Genomic DNA, 26272 nt, shown 5'->3' on the forward strand with positions numbered 1-26272 from the left:
GTGTGGTTTGGGGCCAATCCTATGGGGCGCGGACCCGTGCCCGGTAAACGGTTTACTCTCGGGCCCCTATCGGCGCCGTCCGTCCCATGCCGGACTGGACACGAAGTGGTTGTCGTAGCGCTCCTGCACCTCGAGGATCGACTCGGGGGAGAGCTCGCCCAGGGCGATGCACTGGAGGTGGCGGAAGTATTCGAACCTCTCGACGCCCGGGGTGATCACGATGAGCAGGTCGGCGTCGGAGCCGGGCACGGCGGCGAAGGCGTGCGGCGTGCGGGGCGGCACCACGATCAGGTCGCCGGCCTCGCCGGTGACCACCTGCTCCCCCGACAGGAACTCGGCGGCGCCGTCGAGGACGTAGAACATCTCGGCGCTGCGCTCGTGGTGGTGCGGAAGCGCCCCGTTCGCCCCGTCCTTCATCGTGATGCGCTGGGTGGACAGGGCGCCGCCGGTGGCGCTGCTGTCCGCGAGCAGGCGGCCGGTGACGGGGGCGCGGCCCACGACCTCGGCGTCGGCCTCTCGGACGATCACCGTCTCGTCGAAGTCGGGCACGAACAGCGACATCGGGAACTCCTTCGGTGGGGCCCGGCCGGGTACCCCGGATCGGCGCGGGTCAGCCCAGGGGGCGGGGGTCGTCGCCCGGGGCGGCCGGGAGGGCCGCCGGGGTGCGCTGCCAGCCTCGGGCGCCCCGCGCGCGCAGCCACGCGGTCGTCTCGTCGGGCGGCATCGCGGCGGCGACGAGCCAGCCCTGCACCGCGTCGCACCCCAGGTCGCGCAGGCGCTCCCAGGTCTCGTCGTCCTCGACGCCCTCGGCCACGACGAGGAGGCCGAGGGAGTGGGCGAGGTCGACGGTGCAGCGGACGATCTCCGCGTCCTCGGTGTCGACGGCGAGCCGGGCGACGAACGAGCGGTCGATCTTGAGCTCGCTCACCGGCAGGCGGCGCAGGTGTACGAGGGACGAGTACCCGGTGCCGAAGTCGTCGAGGGACATCTTGACGCCGTGGCCGGTCAGTCCGGCCAGGGTGTCGGCGGCCCGCTGCGGGTCCTCCAGGAGGACGTGCTCGGTGATCTCCAGCTGGAGCGCGCCGGCCGGGACGCCGTGGCGGGCGAGCCGCGCGGCGACGGATCCGGCGAAGCCGGGGGTGTGCACGTCGCGCGGCGACACGTTGACGGCGACGGGGACGCGCAGGCCCTGGGCGCGCCAGCGGGCGACCTGGGCGAGCGCCGTCTCCAGGACGTACTCGGTGAGGACCGGCATCAGGCCGGAGGACTCGGCGATGGCGATGAACTCGTCCGGCGGCACCTTGCCGCGCTCGGGGTGCACCCAGCGCACGAGCGCCTCCAGGCCGGCGACCTGGCCGTCGAAGCGGACCTTGGGCTGGTAGTGCAGTTCGACCTCGCAGGCGTCGAGCGCGCGGCGCAGGTCGCCCAGGAGGCCGAGCCGGTCCGGGGTGTTGGAGTCGCGCTTCGACTCGTAGACCTCGACGCCCGTACGGTCGCGCTTGGCCTGGTACATGGCGACGTCGGCGCGGCGCAGCAGGCCCTCGGCGTCCAGCGCGTGGTCGGGGAAGACGGCGAGTCCGGCGCTGGCCTCGAGGACGAGGGTCAGCCCGTCCAGGTCCAGCGGGGAGCCGAGGGTCGCGACGAGGCCGCGGGCGACGCGGGTCGCGGAGGTCGTGGAGTCGGCGACGGGCAGCAGGACGGCGAACTCGTCGCCGCCGAGCCGGGCCACCTCGGCGCCGCGCGGCAGCGCCTCGCGCAGCCGGTCGGCGATCTGGAGGAGCAGCCGGTCGCCGGCGAGGTGGCCGAGGGTGTCGTTCACCGAACGGAACCGGTCGAGGTCGATCAGCATGAGGGCGCTGCGGGCGCCGATCCGCTCGGCGTCGTCGAGCGCGGCCCAGGTCCGTTCGAGCAGCCACTGCCGGTTCGGCAGGCCGGTCAGGGGGTCGCGCAGCTGCTCCTCGGCGCGGGCGCGCGCGATCCACAGCGTGGAGTCGAGGGCGATGAGCGGGATGGCGAAGAGCGGCAGGAGCACGGGCAGGGCGACGGCCACGACGCAGACCAGCGGGGAGATGCCGAGGAGGGCGACGGCGACCAGGCCGTGCCGGGCGAGGGCCGTGCGGGCGACCGTGGGCAGTCCGGAGGGGTGCGGGGCGTGGACGTACCAGAGGAGGGTGCGGGTCACCAGGAGGTAGCCGGCGGCGGCGAGGAGGATCTCGGGCGCGGCGGCGACGGTCCAGGTGTCCGGCAGCCAGGGCGTCTCGACGGACGGCACCCGGCCGAACGCGGCGAGCACGAGGGCGCTCGCGCCGATCCCGAGGACGTCGATCGCGCCGTGCAGCACGCCCTGGCGCCAGCGGTGTCTGCGGGCCGCGCCGACGAGGACGACGACGGCGAGGCTGACCATCGCGGCGGGCACCCAGCCGTACAGGAGGAGGACGGCGAGGGTGAGGGCGGCGCCGGATCCGGTGCCGCCCCACCAGCGGTCGCGGCCGAGGGCGACGAGGTGGCCGACGATGATGCCGGTCAGGACGGCGAGGGACCAGCCGGTGCCGCCGGACGGGAAGAGCGCGTGGTTCCCGGTGAACGCCCGGTAGAAGCCGGCGCCGACGACGACGGCCGCGAGGGCCGCGACGGCTCCGGGCAGCAGGGTCAGGGGGTGGGTCCGCGCGGCGTCCGCGCGTTCGGGCAGGGGGTTGCGGGCGGGGGTCGCGGCGCCGACACGGCCGCCGGGTGCGATGCCGGCGGGGCCGATCGCGGCCCGGCCGGTGAGTCCGGCCGTCGGTACCGGAACGGCACGCTCGGCCGCCCGCCCGTTCCTCCCCGCGCCGAGGGCCGTCGCGCCCCCGCGCCACCAGTTGCGCCAGTTCACCAGACCACCGCGATCGTTCTCCCCGTGCTCCCCGTAACCGCTGTCGTCGCCGTCCGCGCGCCGTGTCATGGCGCGCAGCACCCGTCGGCGTGGGCGCAGGCGTGAGTCAGGGGCGGCGCTCTCGGTCGGTTCCATTCCCGTCCCTCTCACAGCCGGCGGTGCCCACGTCCGCTGCCCGTTCCCCCTGACTCCCGATGAGTTCCGGCGAGCAGGACACGCCCCGTCCGCGGCAGGACACGGCAGGCGCACCTCTCAACAGTAGGCCGCGGAAGGCTTCCACGGGCACCAGTCGGACGCGCCCGAGCACGGTTGCCCGAATGCGCCCCGGGCACCCGTATGCATCTGATATGCGCCGAACGGGTGGCCTTCAACCGCTACTCCTCGGTCGGTTGTTCGGCGGGAAGTGCCACGTCGGCGGCGGCTTCCGGTCCCTGTTCCAGCAGGACGACGAACCCGTCCTCGTCCAGGACCGGCACCTTCACCTGCATGGCCTTGTCGTACTTGGACCCCGGGTTGTCACCGACGACCACGAACGACGTCTTCTTGGACACCGAGCCGGTCACCTTGGCGCCTCTGCTCTGCAGGGCCTCCTTGGCGACGTCGCGCGTGTAGTTCTGCAGGGTGCCGGTGACGACGACGGTCAGGCCCTCCAGGGGGCGCGGGCCCTCGTCCTCACCTGCGCCTTCGTCCTCCGTGCGGACGCCGGCCTCGCGCCACTTGCGCAGGATCTCGCGGTGCCAGTCCTCGGCGAACCACTGCTTCACGGAGGCGGCGATGATGCCGCCGACGCCGTCGGTCGCGGCGAGTTCCTCCTCCGTGGCCTGATCGATGCGGTCGAGGGAGCGGAACTCGCGGGCGAGCGCGGCGGCGGCGACGGGTCCGACGTGCCGGATCGACAGGCCGTTGATGATCCGAGCGAGCGGCCGGTCCTTGGCGGCGGCGATGTGCTCCAGCATCGAGACCGCGTTCTTCCTCGGCTCGCCCGCCTTGGTGGCGAAGACGTCGGCGATCTTGTCCTCGCCGGTCTTCGGGTCGCGCTTGGGCAGTCCGCTGTCCTGGTCGAGGACGTACGCCCGGATGGGCAGCAGCTGCTCCATGGTGAGGTCGAAGAGGTCGCCCTCGTCGGTGAGCGGCGGCTGCTCGGGCTCCAGCGGTGCGGTGAGCGCCGCCGCGGCCACGTAGCCGAAGTTCTCGATGTCGAGGCACTGGCGGCCCGCGAGGTAGAAGAGGCGTTCGCGCAGCTGGGCCGGGCAGGTGCGGGCGTTCGGACAGCGGAGGTCGATGTCGCCCTCCTTCATGGGCCGCAGCGGGGTGCCGCAGGCGGGGCACTCGGCGGGCATCACGAAGGCCCGCTCGGTCCCGTCGCGCAGGTCGACGACCGGGCCGAGGATCTCGGGGATCACGTCACCGGCCTTGCGGATGACGACCGTGTCGCCGATGAGCACCCCCTTCTTCTTGACGATCTCCTGGTTGTGCAGCGTCGCGAACTCGACCTCGGAGCCGGCCACGGTGACCGGTTCGACCTGGGCGTACGGGGTGACGCGGCCGGTGCGGCCGACGCCGACCCGGATGTTGACCAGCTTGGTGTTGACCTCTTCGGGCGGGAACTTCCAGGCGATGGCCCAGCGCGGGGCGCGGGCGGTGGAGCCGAGCCGGCCCTGGAGCGGGATCTCGTCGAGCTTGACGACGACGCCGTCGATCTCGTGCTCCACGGAGTGGCGGTTCTCCCCGTAGTGCGCGATGTACTTGCGGACGCCGTCGAGGTCGTCGACGACCCTGCTGTGCGAGGTCGTGGGCAGGCCCCACTCGCGCAGCAGCTCGTAGGCGTGCGAGAGGCGGTCGATGTCGAAGCCCTCGCGGGCGCCGATGCCGTGGACGACCATGTGCAGCGGGCGGGAGGCGGTGACGCGGGGGTCCTTCTGGCGCAGGGAGCCCGCCGCCGCGTTGCGCGGGTTGGCGAAGGGCTTGTCGCCGGCCTCGATCAGCCGGGCGTTGAGCCCCTCGAACTCCTCCATGGGGAAGAAGACCTCGCCGCGGATCTCCACGAGGGCGGGGATACGGTCGCCCTGGAGGCGGTCGGGGATCTCGGCGATCGTGCGGACGTTGGGCGTGATGTCCTCGCCGACGCGGCCGTCGCCGCGGGTGGCGGCGCGGGTCAGCCGGCCGTCCTCGTACGTCAGGTTGACCGCGAGGCCGTCGATCTTCAGCTCGCACAGCAGGTGGTAGTCGGTCGTGCCGGCGTCCCTGGCGACGCGCTCCGCCCAGGCGGCGAGCTCGGCGTCGTCGAACGCGTTGTCCAGCGAGAGCATGCGCTCGCGGTGCTCGACGGACGTGAACTCCGTCGCGTAGTCCCCCGCGACCTTCTGGGTCGGCGAGTCGGGAGTGCGCAGCTCGGGGTGCTCCTGCTCCAGCGCCTCCAGGGCGCGCAGCAGCCGGTCGAACTCCGCGTCGGACACGACGGGCGCATCCTTCACGTAGTACCGGAAGCGGTGCTCCTCGATCTGCTCCGCGAGCCGGGCGTGCTCCTCCCGGGCCGCGGCGGGGACGGCGCCCCCGCCCGCGATCCGGTCGACCCGCTCACCCGCGCCGTCCTGTCCCGCCCGCCCTGCCTGTCCGTCTGCTCCGGCTGCCACCGTCTCGTCCTCCCGTCAGCCTGCGTACGCGCTCACTGTGGTCACTCTGGGTTGTCCGCGAGCGACTTCGCCGCCCGGACGCAGTGGGCCTGCACCGCGCGGGCGTACGCGGGCGAGGCGCCCGCGAGGCCGCACGACGGCGTGACCACGACCGACTCCGCGAGCGACCCCGGATTCAGCCCCAGCCTGCGCCACAGCGTCCTGACACCCATGACGCTACCGGCAGGGTCCGACAACGGGCCGTCCACGCCGGGCACGACACCGGCGAACAGCCTGGTCCCGCCCTCGACGGCCTCGCCGAGCGTGTCGTCGTCACGCTGGGTGAGCAGGGAGAAGTCGAAGGAGATCGCGTCGGCGCCGGCCCGGCGCAGCAGCGCGAACGGCACGTCGGGCGCGCAGGAGTGGACGATCACGGGCTCGCCGTCCTGGACCGCCATGACCTCGCGCAGGGTGGACTCGACGAGCTGGCGGTCGACGGCGCGGTGGGTGCGGTACTCGCTGGCCGTCTTGATCTGTCCGCGCAGCACGGCGATGAGGGACGGCTCGTCGAGCTGGAGCACGACGCGGGCGCCGGGGACGCGCCGTCGCACGTCGGCGAGGTGGGTGCGCAGGCCCTCGGCGAGGGAGCCGGCGAGGTCGCGGCAGGCTCCGGGGTCGGAGAGCGCGGCCTCGCCGTTCCTCAGCTCCAGGGCGGCGGCGAGTGTCCACGGGCCGACGGCCTGGACCTTGAGGGGGCCCTCGTAGCCCTGGGTGAACTCCTCCAGGGCGTCGAGGTCCTCGCCGAGCCAGGACCGGGCGCGCTTGGTGTCGCGGCCGGGCCGGTCCCCGATGCGCCAGCCGCTGGGCTCCACGCGCGCGTAGAGGTCCACGAGCAGGCCCGCGGTGCGGCCGATCATGTCGGCGCCGGGTCCGCGGGCGGGCAGCTCGGCGAGGTACGGGAAGTCCTCGAAGGTGCCGGTGACGGTCTTGGCGGCCTCGCGGGCGTCACCGCCGGGCAGGGACCCGACGCCGGTGGCGCCTCCGTAGGGGAACTGGCTCTCGTTGCTCACCCCGGAAGCGTACGTAACGCGCGCGGGGCGGTCAGCGGCCCGGGCGCACCGTCAGGTCGTTGACCTCCGCGTCACGGGGCAGGTCGAGGGCCATGACGATCGTCGTCGCGACGGACTCGGGGTCGATCCAGCGGGAGGCGTCGTACTCCTTGCCCTCCTGCTGGTGCACCTTCGCCTGCATGGGGCTGGCGGTGCGGCCCGGGTAGACGGAGGTGACGCGCACCCCGTTCGCGTGCTCCTCGTGGCGCAGCGAGTCGGCGAGGGCCTTCAGGCCGTGCTTGGAGGCGGCGTACGCGGACCACTCGGCGTGGGCGTTCAGGCCCGCGCCCGAGTTCACGAAGAGCACGTGGCCCTGGGCGAGGCGGAGTTGGGGCAGGAAGTGGCGGGTCAGCTCGGCCGGCGCGATCAGGTTCACATTGAGCTGGTGGCGCCAGGCCTTGGGGGTGAGTTCGCCGACCTTGCCGAGGTCGACGACGCCCGCGATGTGCAGCAGCGAGTCGATGCGGTCGGGCAGCGCCTGGTGCGAGAACGCCCAGGACAGCTTGTCGGGGTCGGAGAGGTCGCCCACGAGGGTCCGGGCGCCGGGGAACTCGGCGGCGAGTTCCTTGGCGCGGCCCGCGTCGCGCGCGTGGAGGTAGAGCTCGTCCCCGCGCGCGTGCAGGCGGCGGGCGACGGCGGCGCCGATGCCGGAACCGGCGCCGGTGATCACATGAGTTGCCATGCCCGCCATGCTCGCACTACTCGATGCCGCGGGACTCCTCCAGGTAGGCGAGCGCGCCGACGGGCTCCTCGGCGAAGAAGACCAGGTCGGTGAGCGGGATCGGCAGGAAGCCCTCGTCCTCCATGCGGCGGAACTGCTGCTTGAGCCCGTCGTAGAAGCCCGCGGAGTTGAGCAGCACGATCGGCTTGTCCGTCTTCCCGTGCTTCTTCAGTTCCAGGATCTCGGTGGCCTCGTCGAGGGTGCCGGTGCCGCCCACCATGACGACGACGGCGTCGGCCTTCTCCAGGAGGAGCGCCTTGCGCTCGGCGAGGTCCTTGGCGATCACCATCTCGTCGGGCGCGGTGACGGCGCGCGCCTTGGCGGCGAGGAAGTCGACGGACACCCCCACGAGCCGTCCCCCGGCCTCCGCCACGCCGTCGGCGACGACCTTCATCAGCCCGCTCTCGGAACCGCCCCACACCAGGGTGTGGCCCCCCTTGCCGAGCAGCTCGGCGAACTCGCGGGCGGGGCGGGTGTAGCGGTCGTCGAGGTCGGCGGCGGAGAGGAAGACACAGATGTTCATGCCATCTACCGTACGGCCCGCGCGCGGGCGGGCGCGTGGACGGGAAGAAGGGCCCGGCGCCGGACGCTGCACCTGGTATGACGTCAGAAACCCCAGGGCACGACAAGCGCACCGGGCACACGATCACGGTGCGGCAGGGCTCCGAGCACGTTCGCGTCGTCCACGAAGGGCAGGTGCTCGCCGAGAGCAGCCGCCCCGTGGTGCTGCGCGAGACCGGCTGTCCCGTCCGCTACTACCTCCCCCGCGAGGACGTCCGCACGGACCTCCTGACCCCCTCCGACACGACGACGTACTGCCCCTTCAAGGGAACGGCCACCTACTGGTCACTCCCCGACGCCACCGACCTGGTCTGGTCGTACCCGGACCCGAAGCCCGAAGTGGCCGCGATCAAGGACCACTTGTGCTTCTACGCGACGGAACTCGCCTGATCCGACCGCGAACACCTTCTCCGTGAGATCGGCGCGCTCGGCGTCAACCCGGCGCCGTCAACGCGCCGCGCTCCTGTCACCGCGGCGGTGGAAGCCGCCGCCCGCCCCGGAGCGCGGCGCGCGGCCCCGCCACGAGGCACCCTCCTCCCGGCGACTCCCCCACCGCCCCTTCCGGGACAACGTTTTGCCGGGCCGCGATCCGCCCGGGCCCAGACCCACCCCAGGCCCGGGCCAAGATCACCTGCGCCCCGGATCCACCCCGTTAATGATCTTGTACGTTCCGTTACGCTCCGGCGCTCCCTGATGCAGTCAGCACCTAGGAGACCGCATGCCCCACTTCGACCAAGCCGCATCCATGGATCTCAATGACGATCCGGTCCGGCAACGCCTCTTACGGAAGGCCCTCGAAGCCTTCCGGCGCGGTGACGGCGGCCCCGTCCTGGAGGAGATGGCGCGGGAGGTGCTCGCAGGCCGCGTAAGCCTGCGCGAGGCCTGCCTCATCCCCGCATACGCCGAAGCCACGATCGATCGCGCCGGGGAGTTCCGGCGCCGCTGGGCCGCCATGTCGGACTCCGAGCGTCATGTACTGGCCCAGGAGGGCGAGTTGGAGACAGAACGCGAGCGGGATCGCATGCGCGAAGAACGCGCGTCCCGCTACGCCCTCTGATCGCTGTCGCCCGCACGTCCCGGACTCGGAGACCCCCCACATGACGCTCGCCGTCGAATCCTGCGACCTGACCGAATTCGCGACCCTGGTCCACCGCGCCAGCGAGGACTTCAGGACCGCCCGCACCTACCTCTCTCAGCACACCTCGATCGAATTCGCCGTTGCTGCCAAAGCCTGGGACCTGGCCTATGGCGACCACACACAGCAGGTGCGCGCGGCCGAGGACGTCCTGACCCGCTTCGAGACGATCCTCGACGCCTCACACCGCGAACTCGACATGACGGCCGGATGGTACGAATCCATCGACCTGAAGGAGGCCCAGAAACTCGACGCCACCTATCCGGCACCGCGAAAAGGCCCGGTCCCACGTCAACGGCCCAGCGGAAGCACGACGTTCCGGGACGTGTGCGACGCCCTCGAACACCTCAAGCCGGCCGGTGGCCCGGGCGGCTGGTTCGCATCACACCGCCACGAATTCGACTTCGCCCCCGTCAACAAGACCGTGGGGACGCTGTTCGACCTGGGCAGCCCCTCCGCCCTGGTGAACGAGGGGCTGAAGCTGGCCTTCGACGTCGATGTTCTCGGTACCGTCTCGAACTGGTTGGCCGGGGACTGGCAGAACTACGTCGCCTGCGCCGACGCTTGGGACTCCCTCAGCAACTTCTGTGACGCAGCCGCGAAGAACATCCGGCACGGGAACGAAGTCCTCGGGCTGACGTGGCGCGGGAATGCCGCAGATGCCGCGTGGAAGTACTTCGAGCGCATGGCGACCACGCTCGAGTCGGCCGGAAACACCTTCCATGCACTGCGCGAGCACTACACGGGGATTGCGAAGATCGTGTTCTCGTTCGCCGACCTCGCCAAGGGCATCGTCGCGAGTATCTGCGACCGAGCCACAGAAGCCGCGATCGCCGCGGCTGCATCAGCGGCGATCGGGGCCACAGGAGTCGGCCTGCTCGGCTCCTTCGCCGGTGCCGCCATCGCGGCCGAACGCGTATCGAAGATGATCGCCGAATACAGCAACCTCGTGAAGCAGTACGAGAACGTCCTGCTCGCGGTAACCGCCTCCGTCGCGGCCGGCGGAACGTTGACGCTGTGCATGGCGGACGAGTTGCAGAGATTTCCCGTCGTCGGCCACGCCTACGACAACAAACTCGTCTAGCCGCGACGCAGGGACCTGGAACAGTACATGTACCTGAAAAACCTGGATGCCCGAACCCCCGAGGGCCGGGCGAACCGCTACCACCGGGCCTCGGTCGGACACATGACCCTGGTGGCGCTCTTCATGGCCACAGCCGCGCCGGTCACGGCCCTGCGAGAGGAATTCTCCATGGGCCTCACCGGTGTCGCAGCAGCCTGCGTGGGAGCCGCTCTCTACGGAATCCGGAGCCTGCGCAGTGACGAGTCCTGAACGAGCCGGCATGCACAGGGGCAACACCGCCCGCACGGCCGAGCCGAGATGCGTGACACTCGCCGTCGAGACGGATGCCCTGATCGAGTACGCGTCCCTCGTGGGACGAGCCGGCGAAGACTGCAGTCACGGGCTCACCTTCTTGGACAGCAACACCCGCATCGGGTTCTCGGTTTCGGGGGACGCCTGGAATCTGGCCGTGACCGACCATGCGGAAAGGGTGCGGCAGGCGACGGACGTGTTGAGTCGACTCGGCATGATTCTCCGTGACGCGGAGTCGGAGTTGCGTAAATCCGCGTCCTGGTACCGGACTGTGGATCCGCGCCGGGCGCGCGCACTGGACGCCGCGCGTCTCAAGGCCGGTACCAGCGGCCCTGTCGCCCGGACCGTGCCCGACGGAGCAGCCGATTTCCGCGACGTGCGAGATGCCTCGGGCCGGCTCGAGAGGGCGAACGGACACAGCGGACCGGGCCACCGCGACTTCACCTCCCTGTCGTACGACGCGTACGCGGGAACGCTGCTGAGCGCGGGCATTCCGTCAGAGACGGCCCGCAAGGGGTTGAGACTGGCCTTCGATTTCGACGTCCTCGGCACCGTCGCCGAATGGCTCACCGGCGACTGGCTCACATACATCGAATGCGCCGACACATGGTCACGTCTAGGAAATCTGTGTGCCGACGTCGCGGAGAACCTGCGGCACGGAAATGAAGTGCTCCGGGCCTCTTGGCGGGGCAACGCAGCGGATGCGGCGTGGACGCATTTCGAGCGGACCGCGGTCCAACTGGACACCGCCCGGGACACGTTCCACTCTCAGCGTGAGCACTACGCAGAGGTCGCGGAGGCCGTGTTCTCCTTCGCCGAATTCGTGAATGGCGCCGTGTCCAGGCTGTGTGACGAGGCGGTCGAGGCGACCGTCGCCGCCGCGGCATGCGCTCCTGGAGTCGCACCAGACGCGAAGGATCTCGGTTCGTCCGACGACGCCGCAGTCGCCCGACGAGTGGCCGCCATGGTCACCACCTACAACGCCATGGTTCAGCGGTACGAATCCCTGATGCTCGACCTCGCCACCGAACTCACGGCAGCCGGAACGGCCACCACAGAGCGAACCAGAAGAAAGGCACCCCACTGAGCCCGATCACGCCACGCTCGTGGTGATCATCAATTGACGAGACGTCCTGTTCCGCGCGCCGCGGCGGACCTCACACCTCCGCCGCGACCCGCTCCGTCGTCGCGATCGTCGCCGAACCCACCACGCGCGTGTCGTCGTACAGGACGATCGCCTGGCCGGGGGCGACGCCGCGGACGGGGGTCGTGAAGCGGACGTGGAGTGCGTCGGCGAGGAGTTCCGCCGTGACCTCGGTCTCGCCGCCGTGGGCGCGGAGTTGGGCCGTGTACGTGCCGGGGCCGGTCGGGGCCGCTCCGCACCAGCGGGGGCGGACGGCGGTCAGGGACGCGACGTCGAGGGAGGCGGCGGGGCCGACCGTCACCGTGTTGGTCACCGGGGAGATGTCCAGGACGTAGCGCGGCTTGCCGTCGGGGGCCGGGGTGCCGATGCGCAGGCCCTTGCGCTGGCCGATGGTGTAGCCGAAGGCGCCCTCGTGGGTGCCGAGCTTGGTGCCGGCCTCGTCGACGATGTCGCCCTCGGCCTTGCCGAGCCGGGAGGCCAGGAAGCCCTGGGTGTCGCCGTCGGCGATGAAGCAGATGTCGTGGGAGTCGGGCTTCTTCGCGACCGCGAGGCCACGCCGCTCCGCCTCCGCGCGGATCTCCTCCTTGGTGGTGACCGTGTCGCCGAGCGGGAACAGCGCGTGGGCGAGCTGACGGTCGTCGAGGACGCCGAGCACGTAGGACTGGTCCTTGGCCATGTCGGAGGCGCGGTGCAGCTCGCGCGTGCCGTCGGCACCGGCCAGGACCTTGGCGTAGTGCCCGGTGCAGACCGCGTCGAAGCCGAGGGCGAGCGCCTTGTCGAGCAGCGCGGCGAACTTGATCTTCTCGTTGCAGCGCAGGCACGGGTTCGGCGTGCGGCCCGCCTCGTACTCGGCGATGAAGTCCTCGACGACGTCCTCGCGGAAGCGCTCGGCGAGGTCCCACACGTAGAAGGGGATGCCGATGACGTCGGCGGCGCGGCGCGCGTCGCGGGAGTCCTCGATGGTGCAACAGCCGCGGGCACCGGTGCGGAACGACTGCGGGTTCGCGGAGAGGGCGAGGTGGACGCCCGTCACGTCGTGGCCCGCCTCGGCGGCGCGGGCCGCGGCGACGGCGGAGTCCACGCCGCCCGACATGGCGGCGAGCACGCGGAGGGGGCGGTCCTTCTCGGGGGCGGGGGGCTGCGGCGTCTGCGAAGTCATAGCCCTAACAGGGTACGGGCCCGTGGGAACCGAATGCTCCTGAGATCCGTTGTGGATCTCGTAGGGGGAAGAACGGGGGTGGTGTCGCGTGGGCGAGCGGGGTTCGGGCGGGGCGAAGGGCCGGGACGGGGACCGGATCGTCAGCCGGCGTGCGCTGATCGTCGGGGGCGCGGCGACGGCGGTGGGCGTGGGGCTGCTCGCGCGGGGTGATCTGGCGCGGATGTGGTGGCAGGTCCCCGGGGTCGACAAGCCGCGCAAGCCCGGCGAGGTGGATTTCAAGGGCGCGGAGTGGGTGGCGGCGGCTGCGGCGAACTGGCGGCGGGCGGACCGCCCTGCGGACTACGCGATCGACCGCGTCGTCATCCATGTCACACAGGGCAGCTACCAGGGCACGCTGAGAGTGTTCAAGGATCCGTGGCACGGCGCGGCGGCGCACTACGTGGTGCGCAAGGACGGGCACATCGCGCAGATGATCCGCGAGCTGGACGTCGCCTTCCACGCGGGGAACCGGGACTACAACCAGCGCAGTGTCGGCATCGAGCACGAGGGCTTCGTGGACCGCCCGCAGGACTTCACGGACGCGATGTACGAGGCCTCGGCGCGGCTGACCGCGGGGATATGCCGACGGTACGGGATACCCGTGGACCGGGAGCACATCATCGGGCACGTCGAGGTGCCGGGCACGGACCACACGGACCCGGGCCCGCACTGGGACTGGAAGCGGTACATGCGGCTGGTGCGCGCGGCCCACGAGCGGGCGGGCGCGGCGAAGGCCTGAGCGGCGGGGCGGCGCCGTTCCGGACCGGACCGGCCAGGGCCCGCCCGCCGCCCCGCGGAGCGGATCAGCTCAGGCCCGCGGTGCGGGCGCGCTCCACCGCCGGGCCGATCGCCTTCGCCACGGCGTCCACGTCCGCCGCCGTCGAGGTGTGGCCGAGGGAGAAGCGCAGGGTGCCGCGGGCGAGGTCCGGGGCGGTGCCGGTGGCGAGGAGGACGTGGCTGGGCTGGGCGACGCCGGCGGTGCAGGCGGAGCCGGTCGAGCATTCGATGCCCTGCGCGTCCAGGAGCAGCAGCAGGGAGTCGCCCTCGCAGCCGGGGAAGGTGAAGTGCGCGTTGGCGGGGAGCCGGCCGCCGGGGGCCGGGTCGCCGCCGAGGATCGCCTCGGGGACGGCGGCGTGGACGGCGTCGACGAGGGCGTCGCGCAGGCCGCCGATCTCGCGGGCGAACCATGCGCGCTGCTCGGCGGCGATCCGCCCGGCGGTGGCGAAGGCGGCGATGGCCGGCACGTCGAGGGTGCCGGAGCGCACGTGCCGCTCCTGCCCGCCGCCGTGCAGGACGGGGACGGGGGCGCACTCGCGGCCGAGGAGCAGGGCGCCGATGCCGTAGGGGCCGCCGACCTTGTGTCCGGAGACGGTCATGGCGGCGAGCCCGGAGGCGGCGAAGTCGACGGGGAGCTGACCGAAGGCCTGGACGGCGTCGGCGTGCAGCGGGACGGCGAACTCGTGGGCGACGTCGGCGAGTTCGTGGACGGGCTGGACGGTGCCGATCTCGTTGTTGGCCCACATGACGGTGGCGAGGGCGACGTCGTCCGGGTTGCGTGCGATGGCCTCGCGCAGCGCGGCGGCGTGGACGCGGCCGTGGGAGTCGACGGGGAGGTACTCGACGGTGGCGCCCTCGTGCTCGGCGAGCCAGTGCACGGCGTCGAGGACGGCGTGGTGCTCGACGGGGCTGGCGAGGACGCGGGTGCGGGCCGGGTCGGCGGCGCGGCGTGCCCAGTACAGGCCCTTGACGGCGAGGTTGTCGGCCTCGGTTCCGCCGGAGGTGAAGACGACCTCGCTGGGGCGGGCGCCGAGGGAGGCGGCGAGGGACTCGCGGGACTCCTCGACGGTGCGCCGGGCGCGGCGTCCCGCGGCGTGCAGGGACGAGGCGTTGCCGGTGACGGCGAGCTGGGCTGTCATCACCTCGACCGCCTCCGGAAGCATCGGAGTGGTCGCGGCGTGGTCGAGGTAGGCCATGGTGGCCACGATTCTACGAGTCCGCGGCCGGACCTCGGGAGCCGCGTGGGGTCCCGACCCACGCGGGGCCCCGTCCGGGGGGTGCGGGGTCAGCCCGCGATGCTCCAGGACAGGGTTCCGTCGGCGGCGATGAAGGACGCGAGGACGACAAGGTCGGCGATGCCCAGACCGAGGCCGAGAAGGGCCCGGCCGCGGCGTGCGGTGCCGCGGATCAGGGCGATCCCGGCGAGGACGATGGCGATCGGGCCGAGGAAGACGTTGAGGACCAGCAGGCCGACGAGGCCCAGGACGAACGAGGCGACGGCCATGCCGTCGGCGTCCCGGCGGCGCTCGGCCACCTCGGTGCTCTCCGTGACCTCGGCGGTCTCTGCGGTCTCGGCGACCGCCCCGGCCTCGACGGCCTCGGCGTCGGACTTCTTCTCTGCGGTGAGCTGCATTTTCGGTACCCCCTGATGGATGGACGGATGTCAGACCTGGTGGCGGCGGCGGGTGTGGCGCTCACGGACCGCGAAGACGATCAGCCAGACGGCGATCACGGCGGCGGCGACCAGAGTGAAGGACAGCGGGGCGTGGGCCACGGTGCCGAGGGCGAAGCCCAGGAGCAGGAGGGCCGCTACGAGGAACAGCATGGAGAACCTCTCTGGTTTGGGTTACAACTGTTCACTGACTCTTGAGTCTAACTCTCCCGCCGGGTTCCCAATTACGGAGAACAGTTGTTAACTGGATGACATGAGTCACACCCTCGGCATCCGGCAGGCCCAGAAGCAGAAGACACGGCAGGCGCTGCTCGACGCGGCGCTCGACCTGCTGGCGGACCAGAGCCTGAGCAGCCTGGGCCTGCGCGAGGTCACGCGCGCGGTGGGCGTGGCCCCGACCGCGTTCTACCGGCACTTCGACAGCACGGCCGATCTCGGCGTCGCCCTGGTCGAGGAGGCGCTCGGCAGCCTGCACGCGATGATCCGCGACCAGCTGACGGCGACCTGGGACAGTGACGAACGGATCGCGCGGACCGTCGAGTTGATCGTCGGTCACGTCGCCGCGTACCCGGCGCACGTCCGCTTCCTCGCGCGCGAGCGGTTCGGCGGGGTGCAGCCCGTGCGCGAGGCGATCGGCGCGCAGCTCGCGCAGTTCGTCGACGAGGTGCGGGACGCGCTGGCCCTGGAGCCGGACTCGGCCGGCTGGAACGAGGACGACCTGTCGATGCTGGCCCGGCTCTACGTCGACCACATGATGCAGACGGCCGCCGAACTCCTCACCACTCCCCCGGAGGACCTCCCCCGCGCCGCGGACCTGGCCGAGCGTCAGCTGCGGCTGATCACCCTCGGCGGCCGCCACTGGCTCGACGGCGCCTGACCCCGGTCACCATCCCCGTCATCGACCCGGCCACCGTCCCGGTCACCCCGCTTCGGGCGCGTACATCTCCGCGATCCCGGCCGCGCACCGCGCCAGTTCGGCCCGCACCTCCGGCGGTTCGAGGACCTCCACGGCGGTGCCGAACGGGAGCAGGGTGCGTGCCGCGCCCAGGACCCCGTAGGCGAGGCGGACCGTGATCCACTCGGCGTCGGGGGCGGGGTCGGGGTGGTCGAGGAGGGAGCTCCCGCACATGCGCAGGAAGAGGTCGTAGCGGCTGCGGTGGACGCGGGCGACGACCTCCAGGCCGCCGGGCCGCTGCTCGACGCGCTTCTTCAACACGGCCCAGACGTCCGCGAGTTCGACCCCCTTGCGGCGGCGCACCGGTGCGTCCGTGACCCGTGCCTCGCGCATGCGGTCGGCGCGGAAGAGGCGGGGCACGCCCCGGCGGTCGGCGATGAGGTACCAGACGCCCGCCTTGGAGACGAGGCCGTACGGGTCGACGGTGTAGGTGCGCGGGGTCTCGGTGCCGCTGTGCCGGTAGCGGATCCGCAGACGGCGCTCGGTGAACACGGCGTCCTGGAGCGCGCTGACGTCGACCTCGCGGTGCGGCGGGCCCATCCAGCGCGAGGACTCCACGAGGATGCGGCGGCTGGTCAACTCGGCGGCGGGCCGGTGCGGTTCGGGCAGGGCCGCCATCACCTTGCGCAGCGCCGAGCCGAACGCCGCGTCGAGCCCGAGCGCACTGTGGGCGCCCTGCGCGGCGAGGATGAACAGGGCGCGGGACTCGTCGGCGGTCAGCCCGGTGACGTCGGTGCGGTAGCCGGGCAGGAGCGCGATGCCGCCGTGCCGGCCCCGCTCGGCGAACACGGGCACGCCGGCCGCGGAGAGGGCCTCGACGTCGCGGTAGATGGTGCGGACCGAGACCTCCAGGCGCTCGGCGAGTTCGGGAGCGGGGACCCGGCCGCGGGTCTGGAGCAGCAGGAGGATCGAGAGCAGGCGGTCGGACTTCACGTCCTCAGCGTCCCGCAGATCGGCCGGAAATGCTGACGGAACCTGTCAGGTAAGGCGGCCATTCTTCGGGCCACTGCCGTTTCCCGTCGAGGAGAGATCACCATGGATCCCCGTCCCGCTTTCGAACGCGCCACCGCCCAGGCCGCCCGCCTCGTCGCCGAGGTGGGGTCCGGACAGTACGAGAACCCGACGCCCTGTACGGAGTTCGACGTCCGGCGGCTGGTGTCCCATCTCATCGGCGCGACGCGGCGGTTCGCCGTGCTCGGCGAGGGCGGGGACGCGCTCGCCGTCGAGCCGTTCGCCGACGAGCTCGGGGACGAGGCCTTCGCGGCCGGCTACGAGGACGCGCGGCAGTCCGCGCTCAAGGCCTGGCAGGACGACGCCCGGCTCGACGACGAGGTCACCGTGCCGTGGGGCAGGGTGCCGGGCCGGGCGGCGGTGGCCGGGTACGTCATGGAGACGGTGACGCACTCCTGGGACCTGTGGGACGCGCTGGGCCGGCCGGGCACGCTCGACCCGGAGCTCGCCGCGATCGCGCTCGGCACCGCCCGGCGGGTCCTGCCGGAGGGCCCCCGAGGTTCCCAGGCCCCGTTCGCCGATGTCACGCCGGTGCCGGAGGGCTCGGGGCCGTACGGCGAGCTCGCGGCCTGGCTGGGCCGCGAGCCGGTGGACGTAGGGAACCGGGGCTAGGGCAGCAGGTCCTAGCCGAGCCGGACGCGGGCGAGCTGGCGGGACTGGGCCACCAGGCGGTCGGCCGAGTCCCAAACCTCCGCGTCCTCCTCCAGGAAGCCGCCCGCGAGGTTGCGGGTGGTGATGGAGACGCGCAGCGGGCCGGGCGCCGGGCGGGTGCGTACGTGCACCGTCAGCTCGACGGTCGGCACCCAGCCCTTGAGGCCCATCTCGAAGGCGGTCGGCGGCAGCGCGTCCACCGCGAGGAGCAGGGACAGCGGGTCCGCGTCGCGGCCGTCGGCGAGCCCGAACCAGGCCCGCATCTCGCCCTTGCCGGAGGGCGCGCCGAGCGCCCAGCCGAGGGTGGACGGGTCGAGCTTGAGGACGAGCCGCCCGGTGATCGCGGAGCTGCCCGGGACCGGCGGGGCGCCCTCGGGGGCGTCCCCCGCGCCGAAGCACTGCTCGATCGGCGGGAACGCGGGCGGGGTCGCGGTGGTGCGCACATCGTCGGGGAGCGCGTCGAGGTCGCCGTAGGAGGCGAGCACGCGGATGCGCTCGACCTCGGTGCCGTCCTCGGCGTACTGGAAGAGGGAGGCCGTGCCGGTGGAGAGCGTGCGGCCGGTGCGGACCGTATCCGTGCGGATCACGGCGGGGCCGGGCGTCGACGCGGTCAGGTAGTGCGCCGAGACCGTGAACGGGTCGGCGTGCGGCAGCTCGTCCGCGAGGGCACGGCCGAGCACCGCGAGGAGGTAGCCGCCGTTGACGGCGTTGATGATCGTCCAGCCGGCGGAGAGGTCGATGTCGTAGACACCGGGCTCGCGCCGGGTGACCGCGGTGTCGCGGTCGAACTCGCTGTCACCGATGCGCGCCGGGACCGTGCGCTCCTGCGTGGATACTGCGTCTGCCATACCGGGAAACGTACAACAGGAACTTACTAAGCGGTAGCTTTCATTCGTGAAGCCTTCGTTACACCGCCTCGTGACATCGCCGCGTCACACGACCTCGTCACACGACCTCGTCGGTCACCTCGGCCGACGACGACCTGCGGTTCCAGGCGCGGGGCGCGCGCCAGTGGTAGCGCATGGCGAGCAGGCGCAGCACGAACGCGGTGACGACCGCGATGCCGCTCGTGACGCTGGTCAGGGCGTCGTAGCGGATGCACAGGACGACGATGATCGTGCCGACCATGGCGGGCACGGCGTACAGGTCGCGGTCCCAGCGGACCAGGGACGGCACCTCGTTGGCGATGATGTCGCGCAGCACACCGCCGCCGACGGCGGTGGCCACGCCCAGGGCGGCCGACGAGGTGAGGCCGAGGCCGTAGTCGTACGCCTTCGTCGTGCCGGTGACGCAGAACAGGCCGAGGCCCGCCGCGTCGAAGACGTTGACGGCGGTCTGGGTGCGCTCGACCTCGGGGTGCAGGAAGAAGACGAGCGCGGCGGCGATCAGCGGGGTGATGAAGTAGCCCAGGTCGGTGAACGCGGCCGGGGGCACGGCCCCGATGATCAGATCGCGGAACAGTCCGCCGCCCAGCGCGGTGACCTCGGCGAGTACGGCGATGCCGAAGACGTCCCAGTTCTTGCGGACGGCCATCAGGGCGCCGGAGATGGCGAAGACGAAGATGCCGACGAGGTCGAGCCAATGCTGGACGGACGGGGTGAACAGTTCCTGGATCACGCGACATTCTTACCTGTCGCGCCGGAGTGATGGCCTCCGGTACCCACGGGACGGGCCGGGGCGGTCGCCACGTACGGCGTCCACCCCGGCCCGGACCGGTTCTGACTACTTCTTCTCGGCGTCCTTCTCCGGACCCTCGTCGGAGGCGGAGTCGGAGTCGGAGGCCGCTTCGGCGTCGGCGTCGGCGTCAGATCCAGAGTCCGAGTCCGAGTCGGCCTCGGGCTCGGGCTCGGGCTCGGGCTCGGGCTCGGGCTCGGGCTCGGCCGCCTTCTCCGTGACCTCAGGCTCCGTCTCGTCGGGCGTCTCCGGAGCCGAAGGCGCCTCCGGCTCCGGCTCGGCCGGGGCCGGGACCGTCACCACGTCGATCGCTTCCTTGGCGACCGAGAGCAGCTTGGTGTCCTCGGGCGCCTGGTCCTCGGCGTTCTCCGGGTGGTGGCAGGCCACCTGGTGCCCGGTGGCGAGCTGGAGCAGCGGGGGCTCCTTGACCGCGCAGATCTCCGTCGCCTTCCAGCAGCGCGTGTGGAAACGGCAGCCGCTGGGCGGGGAGATCGGCGAGGGCACGTCGCCACGCAGCAGGATCCGCTCGCTCTTGGCGCCGCGCCGCTTCGGGTCGGGCACCGGCACGGCGGACAGCAGCGCCTTGGTGTACGGGTGCATCGGCGAGTTGTACAGGTCGTCGCGGTCGGCGAGCTCGACGATCTTGCCGAGGTACATCACCGCGATCCGGTCCGAGACGTGCCGGATGACCGAGAGGTCGTGCGCGATGATCACGTACGTGAGGCCGAGCTCCTGCTGCAGGTCGTCGAGGAGGTTGACGACCTGGGCCTGGATGGAGACGTCCAGGGCGGAGACGGGCTCGTCCGCGACGACGAGCTTCGGGTTCAGGGCGAGCGCGCGGGCGATGCCGATGCGCTGGCGCTGACCGCCGGAGAACTCGTGCGGGTAGCGGTTGTAGTGCTCGGGGTTGAGGCCGACGACCTCCAGGAGCCGCTGGACCTCCTTCTTGATGCCGCCCTCGGGCTTGACGCCCTGCAGCTTGAAGGGGGCGCCGACGATCGTGCCGATCGTGTGGCGCGGGTTCAGCGACGAGTACGGGTCCTGGAAGACCATCTGCACGTCACGGCGGAGCGGACGCATGCCGCCCACGCCGAGGTGCGTGATGTCGTGACCCTCGAACTCGACCTTGCCGCCGGTCGGTTCGAGCAGCCGCGTGATCAGCCGGCCCATCGTCGACTTGCCGCAGCCGGACTCGCCCACGACGCCCAGCGTCTCGCCGGAGCGGACCTCGAAGTCGATGCCGTCGACGGCGTGCACGGCGCCCGCCTGGCGCTGCAGCAGACCCTTGCGGATCGGGAAGTGCTTCTGCAGCCCGGTCACCTTGAGCAGGACCTCGCCGGGGGCGGCGTCCTTGTTCAAGACCGTGGTGGCGCCATCACTCTGCGCAGGAATGCTCACTGCCGCGTCCTTGGAGTTCTCGGTCACAGCTTCGGCGCAATCTCTTCGGTCCAGATACGCTCCCGCTGCTCCTGGCTCATGTGGCAGGCGGCCCAGTGCTGGGAGCCGACCTCGGTCAGCTCGGGACGGACCGTACGGGTGACGTTGTCCTTCGGGATGTCGGCGTACGGGCAGCGCGGGTTGAAGGCGCAGCCGGACGGGACGTTGATCAGCGAGGGCGGCGAGCCCTTGACCGGGATCAGGCGCTCCTGCTGGTCGCGGTCGAGCCGCGGCATCGAGCCGAGCAGACCCCAGGTGTAGGGGTGCCGCGGCTCCTCGAAGACCTTCAGCGCGGGACCGCGCTCGACGCAGCGTCCGCCGTACATCACGAGGATGTCGTCGGCGAGTTCGGCGACGACGCCCAGGTCGTGGGTGATGACGATGACCGCGGAGCCGAACTCCTTCTGCAGGTCGCGGATCAGGTCGAGGATCTGTGCCTGGACCGTCACGTCGAGCGCCGTGGTGGGCTCGTCCGCGATGAGCAGCTCGGGGTTGTTGACCAGCGACATCGCGATCATGGCGCGCTGGCGCATACCGCCGGAGAACTCGTGCGGGTAGTTGTCGACCCGCTTGTCCGGCTGCGGGATGCCCACCCGGTCGAGCATCTCGACCGCGCGCCGCTTGGCGGTCTTCTTGTCGACGTCGTGGTGGATCCGGTACGCCTCCACGATCTGCTGCCCGATCGTGTAGTACGGGTGCAGTGCGGACAGCGGGTCCTGGAAGATCATCGCCATGTCCCGGCCGCGCAGCTTGCGCACGTGGTCGGGGTCGGCGGTCAGCAGCTCGGTGCCGTCCAGCCAGATCTCGCCGGATATCTGCGCCTTGCGCTTGCCGTACTGGCCGGCCGTGTGCAGGCCCATGATGCCGAGCGAGGTGACCGACTTGCCGGAGCCGGACTCGCCGACGATGCCGAGGGTGCGGCCCTTCTCCAGCTTGAAGGAGAGCCCGTCCACCGACTTGACGATGCCGTCGTCGGTCGGGAAGTGCACCTTGAGGTCGCGCACTTCCAGGAACGAGGTGGGCGCCGGCGAGCCGGTGTTCACCGGCTCGCTCACGGCGGCGCCGCTCTTGCTGATTCCGGTCATGCGAGCCTCACTCGGGGGTCGATCACGGCGTACAGGACGTCCACCACGAGGTTGGCGAGGAGTACCGCCATGGAGGTGATCAGGGTGACACCCAGGATGATGGGCAGGTCCTGCGTGCGGATGGCGTCGAGGACGGCGCGGCCGAGGCCGGGCAGGTTGAACGTCGACTCGGTGAGGATCGCGCCGCCGATCAGGGCGCCGAGGTCCATGCCGAGCATGGTGAGGATGGGCGTCATCGTGGAGCGCATGGCGTGCTTGCCGATGACGACCTGCTCCTTGAGACCCTTCGCGCGGGCGGTGCGGATGTAGTCCTCGCCGAGGATCTCCAGCATGGTGGCGCGGGTGATCCGGGCGTACATCGCCGCGTACAGGAAGGCGAGCGTGATCCAGGGCAGGATCATGCCGCCCAGGTAGCCGCCGACGCTGTCGGTGAAGGGGACGTACTGGGCGTCGATCCAGTCCAGCCCGAACGCGAAGATCGCGAGGCTGAGCAGACCGGTGAAGTAGATCGGGAGGGAGACGCCGGCGAGGGCGATGACCATCGCGCCGCGGTCCCAGAGGCTGCCGCGCTTGAGAGCCGACAGGACACCCGCCGCCAGACCGAAGATCAGCCACAGGACGGCCGCGCCGAGCGCCAGGCCCAGGGTGACCGGGAAGCGGTCGGTGAGGACCGGCCAGACGGCCTGCTCGGTACGGAAGGAGTAGCCGAAGCAGGGGGCGGCGCACTGGGTGACGTCACCGCCGCCGGAGTAGGTGCGGCCGACGAAGATGCCCTTGAAGAACTCCCAGACCTGGGAGTAGATCGGGTCGCCGAGACCGAGCTTCTGCCGCACTCCCTCGATGGCGGCCGGGTCGGCCTGCTTGCCCACGAAGTTCAGTGCGATGTCAGCGCCCGCCCACTTGGGGACGAGGAAGAAGATGCAGAAGACCACCATGACGATGACCACAAGCATCACTGCGGCGGCGAACAACCGCCTGATGAGATAAGCGAGCACAGCTCTCGGCCCGCCGCGGACCGCGGGCCACCGGATTGTGTCCAGTGGCCCGCGATGCCGCCGCGCCGGCCTTCACCTGCCTTTCGTGCCGTTCGGCGGGTGTGCCGGTATCAGTTGCCGGACTTCAGGCCGAGGTTGACGAAGTCGTACGTACCGCTGTAGCCGTCGGTCGTGTAGACGTTCGCCAGGCGAGAAGAGCGGAAGTTGATGAACTTCTCGAAGACGAAGGGCAGGTAGTAGCCGCCCTCCATCACCTTGTGGTTGATCTCCGTGGAGATCTTGGCCTTCTCGGCGTCGTCGAGCGTCTTCACGTACTTGTCGAAGAGGCCGTCGATCGACTTGTCCTTGATGAGCGCGTAGTTGTTGTTACCGCTCGGCAGGATGTACTTGCTGTCCCACAGGGGCAGACCGTAGCCCTGGACGGTCGGGAAGTCCGGGCCCCAGCCCATGATGATGATGCCGTAGCCCTTCTTCTTCACGTTCGAAGTCGAGCCGATGACGCTGCTGCTCTGCGAGCCGTCGTACTGGTCGATCTCGGTCTTGACACCGATCTTCTTCAGCGACGCCTGCAGGGACTGGGCGGTGGCCACCTCGACGGGCTTGTTGTTGCGCACCGCGATCGTGGTGGAGAAGCCGTTCGGCTTGCCGCAGGCCTTGAGCTCTTCCTTGGCCTTGGCGACGTTGCCCTTCTTGTCCGCACCGGCCGCGTTGTACGGGTCGTACTTCTGACCCTCGGCGCCGGCGACGGACGGCGGCAGCATGTTGGTGCCGATGTCGCCACCCGCGAGCGGGCCGCCACGGGCGGTCTGCAGCGACTCGTGGTCGGCGCCGATGATGACGGCCTTGCGGCAGTGGATGTTGTCGAACGGCTTGACGCTCTGCGGGAAGGCCGCGTAGCGGATGTAGCCGGAGACCGGGTTGTCCAGGTTGCCCTTGTGCTGCTTCAGGGCGGTGGTGCGGCCCTGCGGCGACATGCCGGTCTGGTTGGCGTCCAGGTCCAGGTCACCGTTGAGCAGACGCTGGTCGAGCTGGTTGGCGTCCGAGAAGAACTGGATCGTGATCTTGTCCGGGTACGCCTTGCGGATCGGGTCCGAGGACTGCTTCCACTTGTCGTTGCGCACCAGGGTCAGGTTCTTGCCCGGGCTGTACGACTGGAACTTGTACGGGCCCGAGGAGAACGGGTGCAGACCGTACTTGGCCTTGGTGTCCTTGTCCTGGCGGACCGGGGACGCCGAGGTCAGCGCGAGCATCTCCTCGAAGTCCGAGTTGGCGGACGGGAGCTTGAAGACGATGGTCTTCTCGTCCGGCGTCTCGATCGCCTTGAGGCCGAGCTTGTCCTTGGTCTTGTCCTTGTACGGACCCTTGTACTCGCCCTTGGGGTCGAGGACGTCCTTCAGGTACACCGGGCCGCCGGACAGGACGTCCTGCGCCCAGACGCGCTCGATGCCGTACTTGATGTCCTGGGACGTGATCGGCTTGCCGTCCTCCCAGGTCAGGCCGTCACGCAGGGTGTACTCGTAGGTCTTGCCGTCGTCGGAGACCTTGGCGAGACCGGTGGCGAGGTCGGGGGTGACCTCGGCGCCCGCCTTGCCCGGCTCCGTCTTGTTGGTGACGAGCTGACGGCTGTAGTAGCGGGAGAAGTTCCACATGAAGCCGTAGTAGCCACGCGTGGTGTCCCACGAGTCGGCGTCCTGGGCGCTGCCGAACTTCAGCGTGCCGCCCTTCTTGACGGCAGAGGCCTGGGCGACCTTGTTGTTGGCCGCGTCGAAGCCGGCGGCGCCGTTCTTCGAGCCGCCGTTGCCGTCGTCGGAGCCGCCGCCGCACGCCGCCGTGGTCAGCAGCGCCGCGACCGCGGCGGCAGCGGCTACAGCCTGCTTGCGCCGCCCTGAGGTGCGTTGGGTAGTCACGATCGAGCATCCTCCGGAGTTGATGAGAGAGACCCGTGTACCAGCCACGGGACGTTTGAGGTACGGCAGTTCAGCGGGACGCCTTCGGGTCCAGCGCGTCCCGCACGCCGTCGCCGAAGAGGTTGAAGGCCAGAACCGTGATGAAGATCGACACACCGGGGACGATCATGTACATCGGGTCCGACTCGTAGTACTCGACCGCGCTCGAGAGCATCTGCCCCCACGAGGAGGTGGGCGGCTTGACGCCGACACCCAGGAAGCTCAGCGCCGCCTCGGTCAGGATGTTCGTCGGGATCATCATCGTGGTGTAGACGATGATCGGCGCGACCAGGTTGGGCATCAGTTCCTTGAAGAGGATGTAGAGCCGTCCGGCGCCCAGCGAGCGGGCCGCCTCGACGTACTCGCGCTCCCTCATCGAGAGGGTCTGACCGCGGACCACCCGTCCGATGTACGGCCATCCGAAGAAGCCGATGACGAGGATCATCACGAAGACCCGGACGCTCGAACCGGTCAGTCCCAGCAGGTGGTTGGGCATGACCGCGACCAGGGCGATCGTGAAGAGCAGCTGCGGGAAGGCCAGCAGACCGTCCATGACCCGGCTGATCAGCGAGTCGACCCAGCCGCCGAAGAAGCCGGCCAGGATGCCGAGAACCGTGCCGAGGACGACCGCGACCAGGGCGGACAGGAAGCCGACCAGGAGCGAGACGCGGGCACCGAAGATGATGCGGGCGAAGATGTCGCGGCCGTTGACCGGCTCGACGCCCAGCAGGTGCTCGCCGCTCAGACCACCGAGCGAACCCTTGGGGGTGCCGAACAGCGGGTCGATCAGGTCCTCGTGGTACGCGTCCGGGTCCTGGCCCACGAGGTGCGCGATCAGCGGCGCGAACACCGCGACCAGGATGAGGACCAGCACGACGACACCGCCGGTGAGGGCCAGCTTGTCCCGCTTGAGGCGCTCCCAGGCGATCCGGCCCAGCGAACGTCCCTGGACCTTCTTGGTACCGGTACTCGCTGCCGCCGCCTCTTCGGCCGCGCTGGGGGCCGCCTCGGCGGTCGGCTCATGCAGTGGTGCCGTCATCAGGCAAGGACCCCTCTCAACCGGCGGTAGCCGGCCCGCACTTGCCGCTGTAGCGGCGTGATCAGTCCGTCGTACAAAGAGGCGAAGCCCCTAGGAGAGGGAGTGTTCAACCTGTGCGTGATCTGTTGCCAGACCTGTCGGCGAAAGGATGCCTAACCGTGATGCTGCCTAGGGGGTTCCGTTATCCGAACAGCAGTGAACGGGGTGCGGACGCGGGGCAGTTGTGGCGGAAGTGGCGCCAGAGGGACATTGGGCCCAGATCATGAAATCGCCGCTCCTCGTGATCGGGAGGGTGATCGGGGGCTG

The 26272-nt window shown here is 70.8% G+C and carries 26 protein-coding genes; 8 read left to right on the forward strand and 18 right to left on the reverse strand.

The window, feature by feature from the left end; genetic code table 11:
- Positions 1-66: 66 nt before the first annotated feature.
- The 6 genes from ACZ4E1_RS19170 to ACZ4E1_RS19195 all read right to left on the reverse strand — a co-directional run bounded on the left by ACZ4E1_RS19170 (position 67) and on the right by ACZ4E1_RS19195 (position 7834).
- Positions 67-561: a cupin domain-containing protein gene (locus tag ACZ4E1_RS19170; RefSeq protein ID WP_467540571.1), complete on the reverse strand. Its 495-nt coding sequence runs from the start codon at positions 559-561 to the stop codon at positions 67-69.
- 49 nt (positions 562-610) lie between these two features.
- On the reverse strand, positions 611-3004 hold the full coding sequence (locus ACZ4E1_RS19175) for a putative bifunctional diguanylate cyclase/phosphodiesterase (protein WP_467540573.1): 2394 nt from the start codon (positions 3002-3004) through the stop codon (positions 611-613).
- 239 nt (positions 3005-3243) lie between these two features.
- Positions 3244-5433 carry an NAD-dependent DNA ligase LigA gene (gene ligA / locus ACZ4E1_RS19180; RefSeq protein WP_467540717.1) on the reverse strand — a complete coding sequence of 730 codons (2190 nt, stop codon included), beginning with the start codon at positions 5431-5433 and terminating at the stop codon, positions 3244-3246.
- A gap of 110 nt (positions 5434-5543) precedes the next feature.
- Entirely contained in the window at positions 5544-6551 is a 1008-nt protein-coding gene (locus tag ACZ4E1_RS19185) for a methionine synthase (protein WP_467540575.1), read from the reverse strand.
- A gap of 31 nt (positions 6552-6582) precedes the next feature.
- Positions 6583-7281: an SDR family oxidoreductase gene (locus ACZ4E1_RS19190; RefSeq protein ID WP_467540577.1), complete on the reverse strand. Its 699-nt coding sequence runs from the start codon at positions 7279-7281 to the stop codon at positions 6583-6585.
- Positions 7282-7288: 7 nt separating this feature from the next.
- Entirely contained in the window at positions 7289-7834 is a 546-nt protein-coding gene (locus ACZ4E1_RS19195; protein ID WP_467540579.1) for an LOG family protein, read from the reverse strand.
- A 77-nt stretch (positions 7835-7911) separates the two neighbouring features.
- Here ACZ4E1_RS19195 and ACZ4E1_RS19200 point away from each other — a divergent pair, with 77 nt between their 5' ends.
- The 5 genes from ACZ4E1_RS19200 (at position 7912) to ACZ4E1_RS19220 (ending at position 11469) form a co-directional block, all read left to right on the forward strand.
- Complete coding sequence (locus ACZ4E1_RS19200; protein WP_467540581.1) at positions 7912-8262, forward strand: DUF427 domain-containing protein; 351 nt, start codon at positions 7912-7914, stop codon at positions 8260-8262.
- 328 nt (positions 8263-8590) lie between these two features.
- Positions 8591-8929, forward strand: a complete 339-nt coding sequence (locus ACZ4E1_RS19205; RefSeq protein WP_467540583.1) for a hypothetical protein — start codon at positions 8591-8593, stop codon at positions 8927-8929.
- A gap of 40 nt (positions 8930-8969) precedes the next feature.
- Entirely contained in the window at positions 8970-10091 is a 1122-nt protein-coding gene (locus tag ACZ4E1_RS19210) for a hypothetical protein (protein WP_467540585.1), read from the forward strand.
- 27 nt (positions 10092-10118) lie between these two features.
- Positions 10119-10340 carry a hypothetical protein gene (locus ACZ4E1_RS19215; RefSeq protein ID WP_467540587.1) on the forward strand — a complete coding sequence of 74 codons (222 nt, stop codon included), beginning with the start codon at positions 10119-10121 and terminating at the stop codon, positions 10338-10340.
- Positions 10341-10350: 10 nt separating this feature from the next.
- Positions 10351-11469, forward strand: a complete 1119-nt coding sequence (locus tag ACZ4E1_RS19220; protein ID WP_467540589.1) for a hypothetical protein — start codon at positions 10351-10353, stop codon at positions 11467-11469.
- 70 nt (positions 11470-11539) lie between these two features.
- Here the strand turns inward: ACZ4E1_RS19220 and mnmA are convergent, their stop codons facing one another.
- Positions 11540-12685 carry a tRNA 2-thiouridine(34) synthase MnmA gene (mnmA, locus tag ACZ4E1_RS19225; protein ID WP_467540591.1) on the reverse strand — a complete coding sequence of 382 codons (1146 nt, stop codon included), beginning with the start codon at positions 12683-12685 and terminating at the stop codon, positions 11540-11542.
- Between the two features lie 88 nt (positions 12686-12773).
- On the opposite strand from mnmA, the gene ACZ4E1_RS19230 reads away from it, so the two are divergent.
- A complete protein-coding gene (locus ACZ4E1_RS19230; RefSeq protein WP_467540593.1) occupies positions 12774-13463 on the forward strand; it encodes an N-acetylmuramoyl-L-alanine amidase in 690 nt (229 codons plus the stop codon).
- A 64-nt stretch (positions 13464-13527) separates the two neighbouring features.
- On the opposite strand, the gene ACZ4E1_RS19235 is transcribed toward ACZ4E1_RS19230, so the two are convergent.
- The 3 genes from ACZ4E1_RS19235 to ACZ4E1_RS19245 all read right to left on the reverse strand — a co-directional run bounded on the left by ACZ4E1_RS19235 (position 13528) and on the right by ACZ4E1_RS19245 (position 15326).
- Positions 13528-14697, reverse strand: coding sequence for a cysteine desulfurase family protein (locus ACZ4E1_RS19235; protein ID WP_467540595.1), 1170 nt, complete (start codon positions 14695-14697; stop codon positions 13528-13530).
- An 89-nt stretch (positions 14698-14786) separates the two neighbouring features.
- Positions 14787-15134 carry a hypothetical protein gene (locus ACZ4E1_RS19240; RefSeq protein WP_467540597.1) on the reverse strand — a complete coding sequence of 116 codons (348 nt, stop codon included), beginning with the start codon at positions 15132-15134 and terminating at the stop codon, positions 14787-14789.
- Between the two features lie 30 nt (positions 15135-15164).
- Positions 15165-15326, reverse strand: coding sequence for a hypothetical protein (locus ACZ4E1_RS19245; RefSeq protein ID WP_384623205.1), 162 nt, complete (start codon positions 15324-15326; stop codon positions 15165-15167).
- A gap of 100 nt (positions 15327-15426) precedes the next feature.
- On the opposite strand from ACZ4E1_RS19245, the gene ACZ4E1_RS19250 reads away from it, so the two are divergent.
- A complete protein-coding gene (locus ACZ4E1_RS19250) occupies positions 15427-16050 on the forward strand; it encodes a TetR family transcriptional regulator (RefSeq protein WP_467540599.1) in 624 nt (207 codons plus the stop codon).
- 42 nt (positions 16051-16092) lie between these two features.
- Here ACZ4E1_RS19250 and ACZ4E1_RS19255 read toward each other — a convergent pair whose 3' ends face one another.
- Positions 16093-17061 (reverse strand): helix-turn-helix transcriptional regulator, encoded by a 969-nt coding sequence (locus ACZ4E1_RS19255; RefSeq protein WP_467540601.1) that lies wholly within the window; start codon positions 17059-17061, stop codon positions 16093-16095.
- 102 nt (positions 17062-17163) lie between these two features.
- On the opposite strand from ACZ4E1_RS19255, the gene ACZ4E1_RS19260 reads away from it, so the two are divergent.
- A complete protein-coding gene (locus tag ACZ4E1_RS19260; protein WP_467540603.1) occupies positions 17164-17751 on the forward strand; it encodes a TIGR03086 family metal-binding protein in 588 nt (195 codons plus the stop codon).
- Positions 17752-17762: 11 nt separating this feature from the next.
- Here ACZ4E1_RS19260 and ACZ4E1_RS19265 read toward each other — a convergent pair whose 3' ends face one another.
- From ACZ4E1_RS19265 to ACZ4E1_RS19295, 7 genes are all read right to left on the reverse strand, one after another.
- The gene (locus tag ACZ4E1_RS19265; protein ID WP_467540605.1) at positions 17763-18638 is read right to left on the reverse strand and encodes a thioesterase family protein; all 876 of its coding nucleotides are present in this window, start codon (positions 18636-18638) and stop codon (positions 17763-17765) included.
- 97 nt (positions 18639-18735) lie between these two features.
- On the reverse strand, positions 18736-19407 hold the full coding sequence (locus tag ACZ4E1_RS19270; RefSeq protein ID WP_467540607.1) for a trimeric intracellular cation channel family protein: 672 nt from the start codon (positions 19405-19407) through the stop codon (positions 18736-18738).
- A gap of 105 nt (positions 19408-19512) precedes the next feature.
- Positions 19513-20862, reverse strand: a complete 1350-nt coding sequence (locus ACZ4E1_RS19275) for an ABC transporter ATP-binding protein (RefSeq protein ID WP_467540609.1) — start codon at positions 20860-20862, stop codon at positions 19513-19515.
- A 23-nt stretch (positions 20863-20885) separates the two neighbouring features.
- On the reverse strand, positions 20886-21986 hold the full coding sequence (locus tag ACZ4E1_RS19280) for an ABC transporter ATP-binding protein (protein ID WP_467540611.1): 1101 nt from the start codon (positions 21984-21986) through the stop codon (positions 20886-20888).
- Positions 21983-22981 carry an ABC transporter permease gene (locus ACZ4E1_RS19285; protein WP_467540613.1) on the reverse strand — a complete coding sequence of 333 codons (999 nt, stop codon included), beginning with the start codon at positions 22979-22981 and terminating at the stop codon, positions 21983-21985. The genes ACZ4E1_RS19280 and ACZ4E1_RS19285 overlap by 4 nt, the downstream gene beginning before the upstream one ends.
- A gap of 110 nt (positions 22982-23091) precedes the next feature.
- A complete protein-coding gene (locus ACZ4E1_RS19290; RefSeq protein WP_467540615.1) occupies positions 23092-24888 on the reverse strand; it encodes an ABC transporter substrate-binding protein in 1797 nt (598 codons plus the stop codon).
- Positions 24889-24958: 70 nt separating this feature from the next.
- Positions 24959-25966 carry an ABC transporter permease gene (locus ACZ4E1_RS19295; RefSeq protein WP_467540617.1) on the reverse strand — a complete coding sequence of 336 codons (1008 nt, stop codon included), beginning with the start codon at positions 25964-25966 and terminating at the stop codon, positions 24959-24961.
- Between the last annotated feature and the right edge of the window lie 306 nt (positions 25967-26272).

Source organism: Streptomyces sp. NPDC025806 (genome assembly GCF_055558275.1).

Bases quoted from the DNA above. Each gene is read 5' to 3' on its own strand.
- ACZ4E1_RS19205 (WP_467540583.1), top strand. From the start codon at position 8,591: ATGCCCCACTTCGACCAAGCCGCATCCATGGATCTCAATGACGATCCG.
- ACZ4E1_RS19195 (WP_467540579.1), bottom strand. From the start codon at position 7,834: ATGAACATCTGTGTCTTCCTCTCCGCCGCCGACCTCGACGACCGCTAC.
- mnmA (WP_467540591.1), bottom strand. From the start codon at position 12,685: ATGACTTCGCAGACGCCGCAGCCCCCCGCCCCCGAGAAGGACCGCCCC.
- ACZ4E1_RS19265 (WP_467540605.1), bottom strand. From the start codon at position 18,638: ATGGCAGACGCAGTATCCACGCAGGAGCGCACGGTCCCGGCGCGCATC.
- ACZ4E1_RS19240 (WP_467540597.1), bottom strand. From the start codon at position 15,134: ATGCAGCTCACCGCAGAGAAGAAGTCCGACGCCGAGGCCGTCGAGGCC.
- ACZ4E1_RS19210 (WP_467540585.1), top strand. From the start codon at position 8,970: ATGACGCTCGCCGTCGAATCCTGCGACCTGACCGAATTCGCGACCCTG.
- ACZ4E1_RS19175 (WP_467540573.1), bottom strand. From the start codon at position 3,004: ATGGAACCGACCGAGAGCGCCGCCCCTGACTCACGCCTGCGCCCACGC.
- ACZ4E1_RS19260 (WP_467540603.1), top strand. From the start codon at position 17,164: ATGGATCCCCGTCCCGCTTTCGAACGCGCCACCGCCCAGGCCGCCCGC.
- ACZ4E1_RS19190 (WP_467540577.1), bottom strand. From the start codon at position 7,281: ATGGCGGGCATGGCAACTCATGTGATCACCGGCGCCGGTTCCGGCATC.
- ACZ4E1_RS19200 (WP_467540581.1), top strand. From the start codon at position 7,912: ATGACGTCAGAAACCCCAGGGCACGACAAGCGCACCGGGCACACGATC.
- ACZ4E1_RS19235 (WP_467540595.1), bottom strand. From the start codon at position 14,697: ATGGCCTACCTCGACCACGCCGCGACCACTCCGATGCTTCCGGAGGCG.
- ACZ4E1_RS19220 (WP_467540589.1), top strand. From the start codon at position 10,351: ATGCACAGGGGCAACACCGCCCGCACGGCCGAGCCGAGATGCGTGACA.
- ACZ4E1_RS19250 (WP_467540599.1), top strand. From the start codon at position 15,427: ATGAGTCACACCCTCGGCATCCGGCAGGCCCAGAAGCAGAAGACACGG.
- ACZ4E1_RS19215 (WP_467540587.1), top strand. From the start codon at position 10,119: ATGTACCTGAAAAACCTGGATGCCCGAACCCCCGAGGGCCGGGCGAAC.
- ACZ4E1_RS19280 (WP_467540611.1), bottom strand. From the start codon at position 21,986: ATGACCGGAATCAGCAAGAGCGGCGCCGCCGTGAGCGAGCCGGTGAAC.
- ACZ4E1_RS19170 (WP_467540571.1), bottom strand. From the start codon at position 561: ATGTCGCTGTTCGTGCCCGACTTCGACGAGACGGTGATCGTCCGAGAG.
- ACZ4E1_RS19245 (WP_384623205.1), bottom strand. From the start codon at position 15,326: ATGCTGTTCCTCGTAGCGGCCCTCCTGCTCCTGGGCTTCGCCCTCGGC.
- ACZ4E1_RS19295 (WP_467540617.1), bottom strand. From the start codon at position 25,966: ATGACGGCACCACTGCATGAGCCGACCGCCGAGGCGGCCCCCAGCGCG.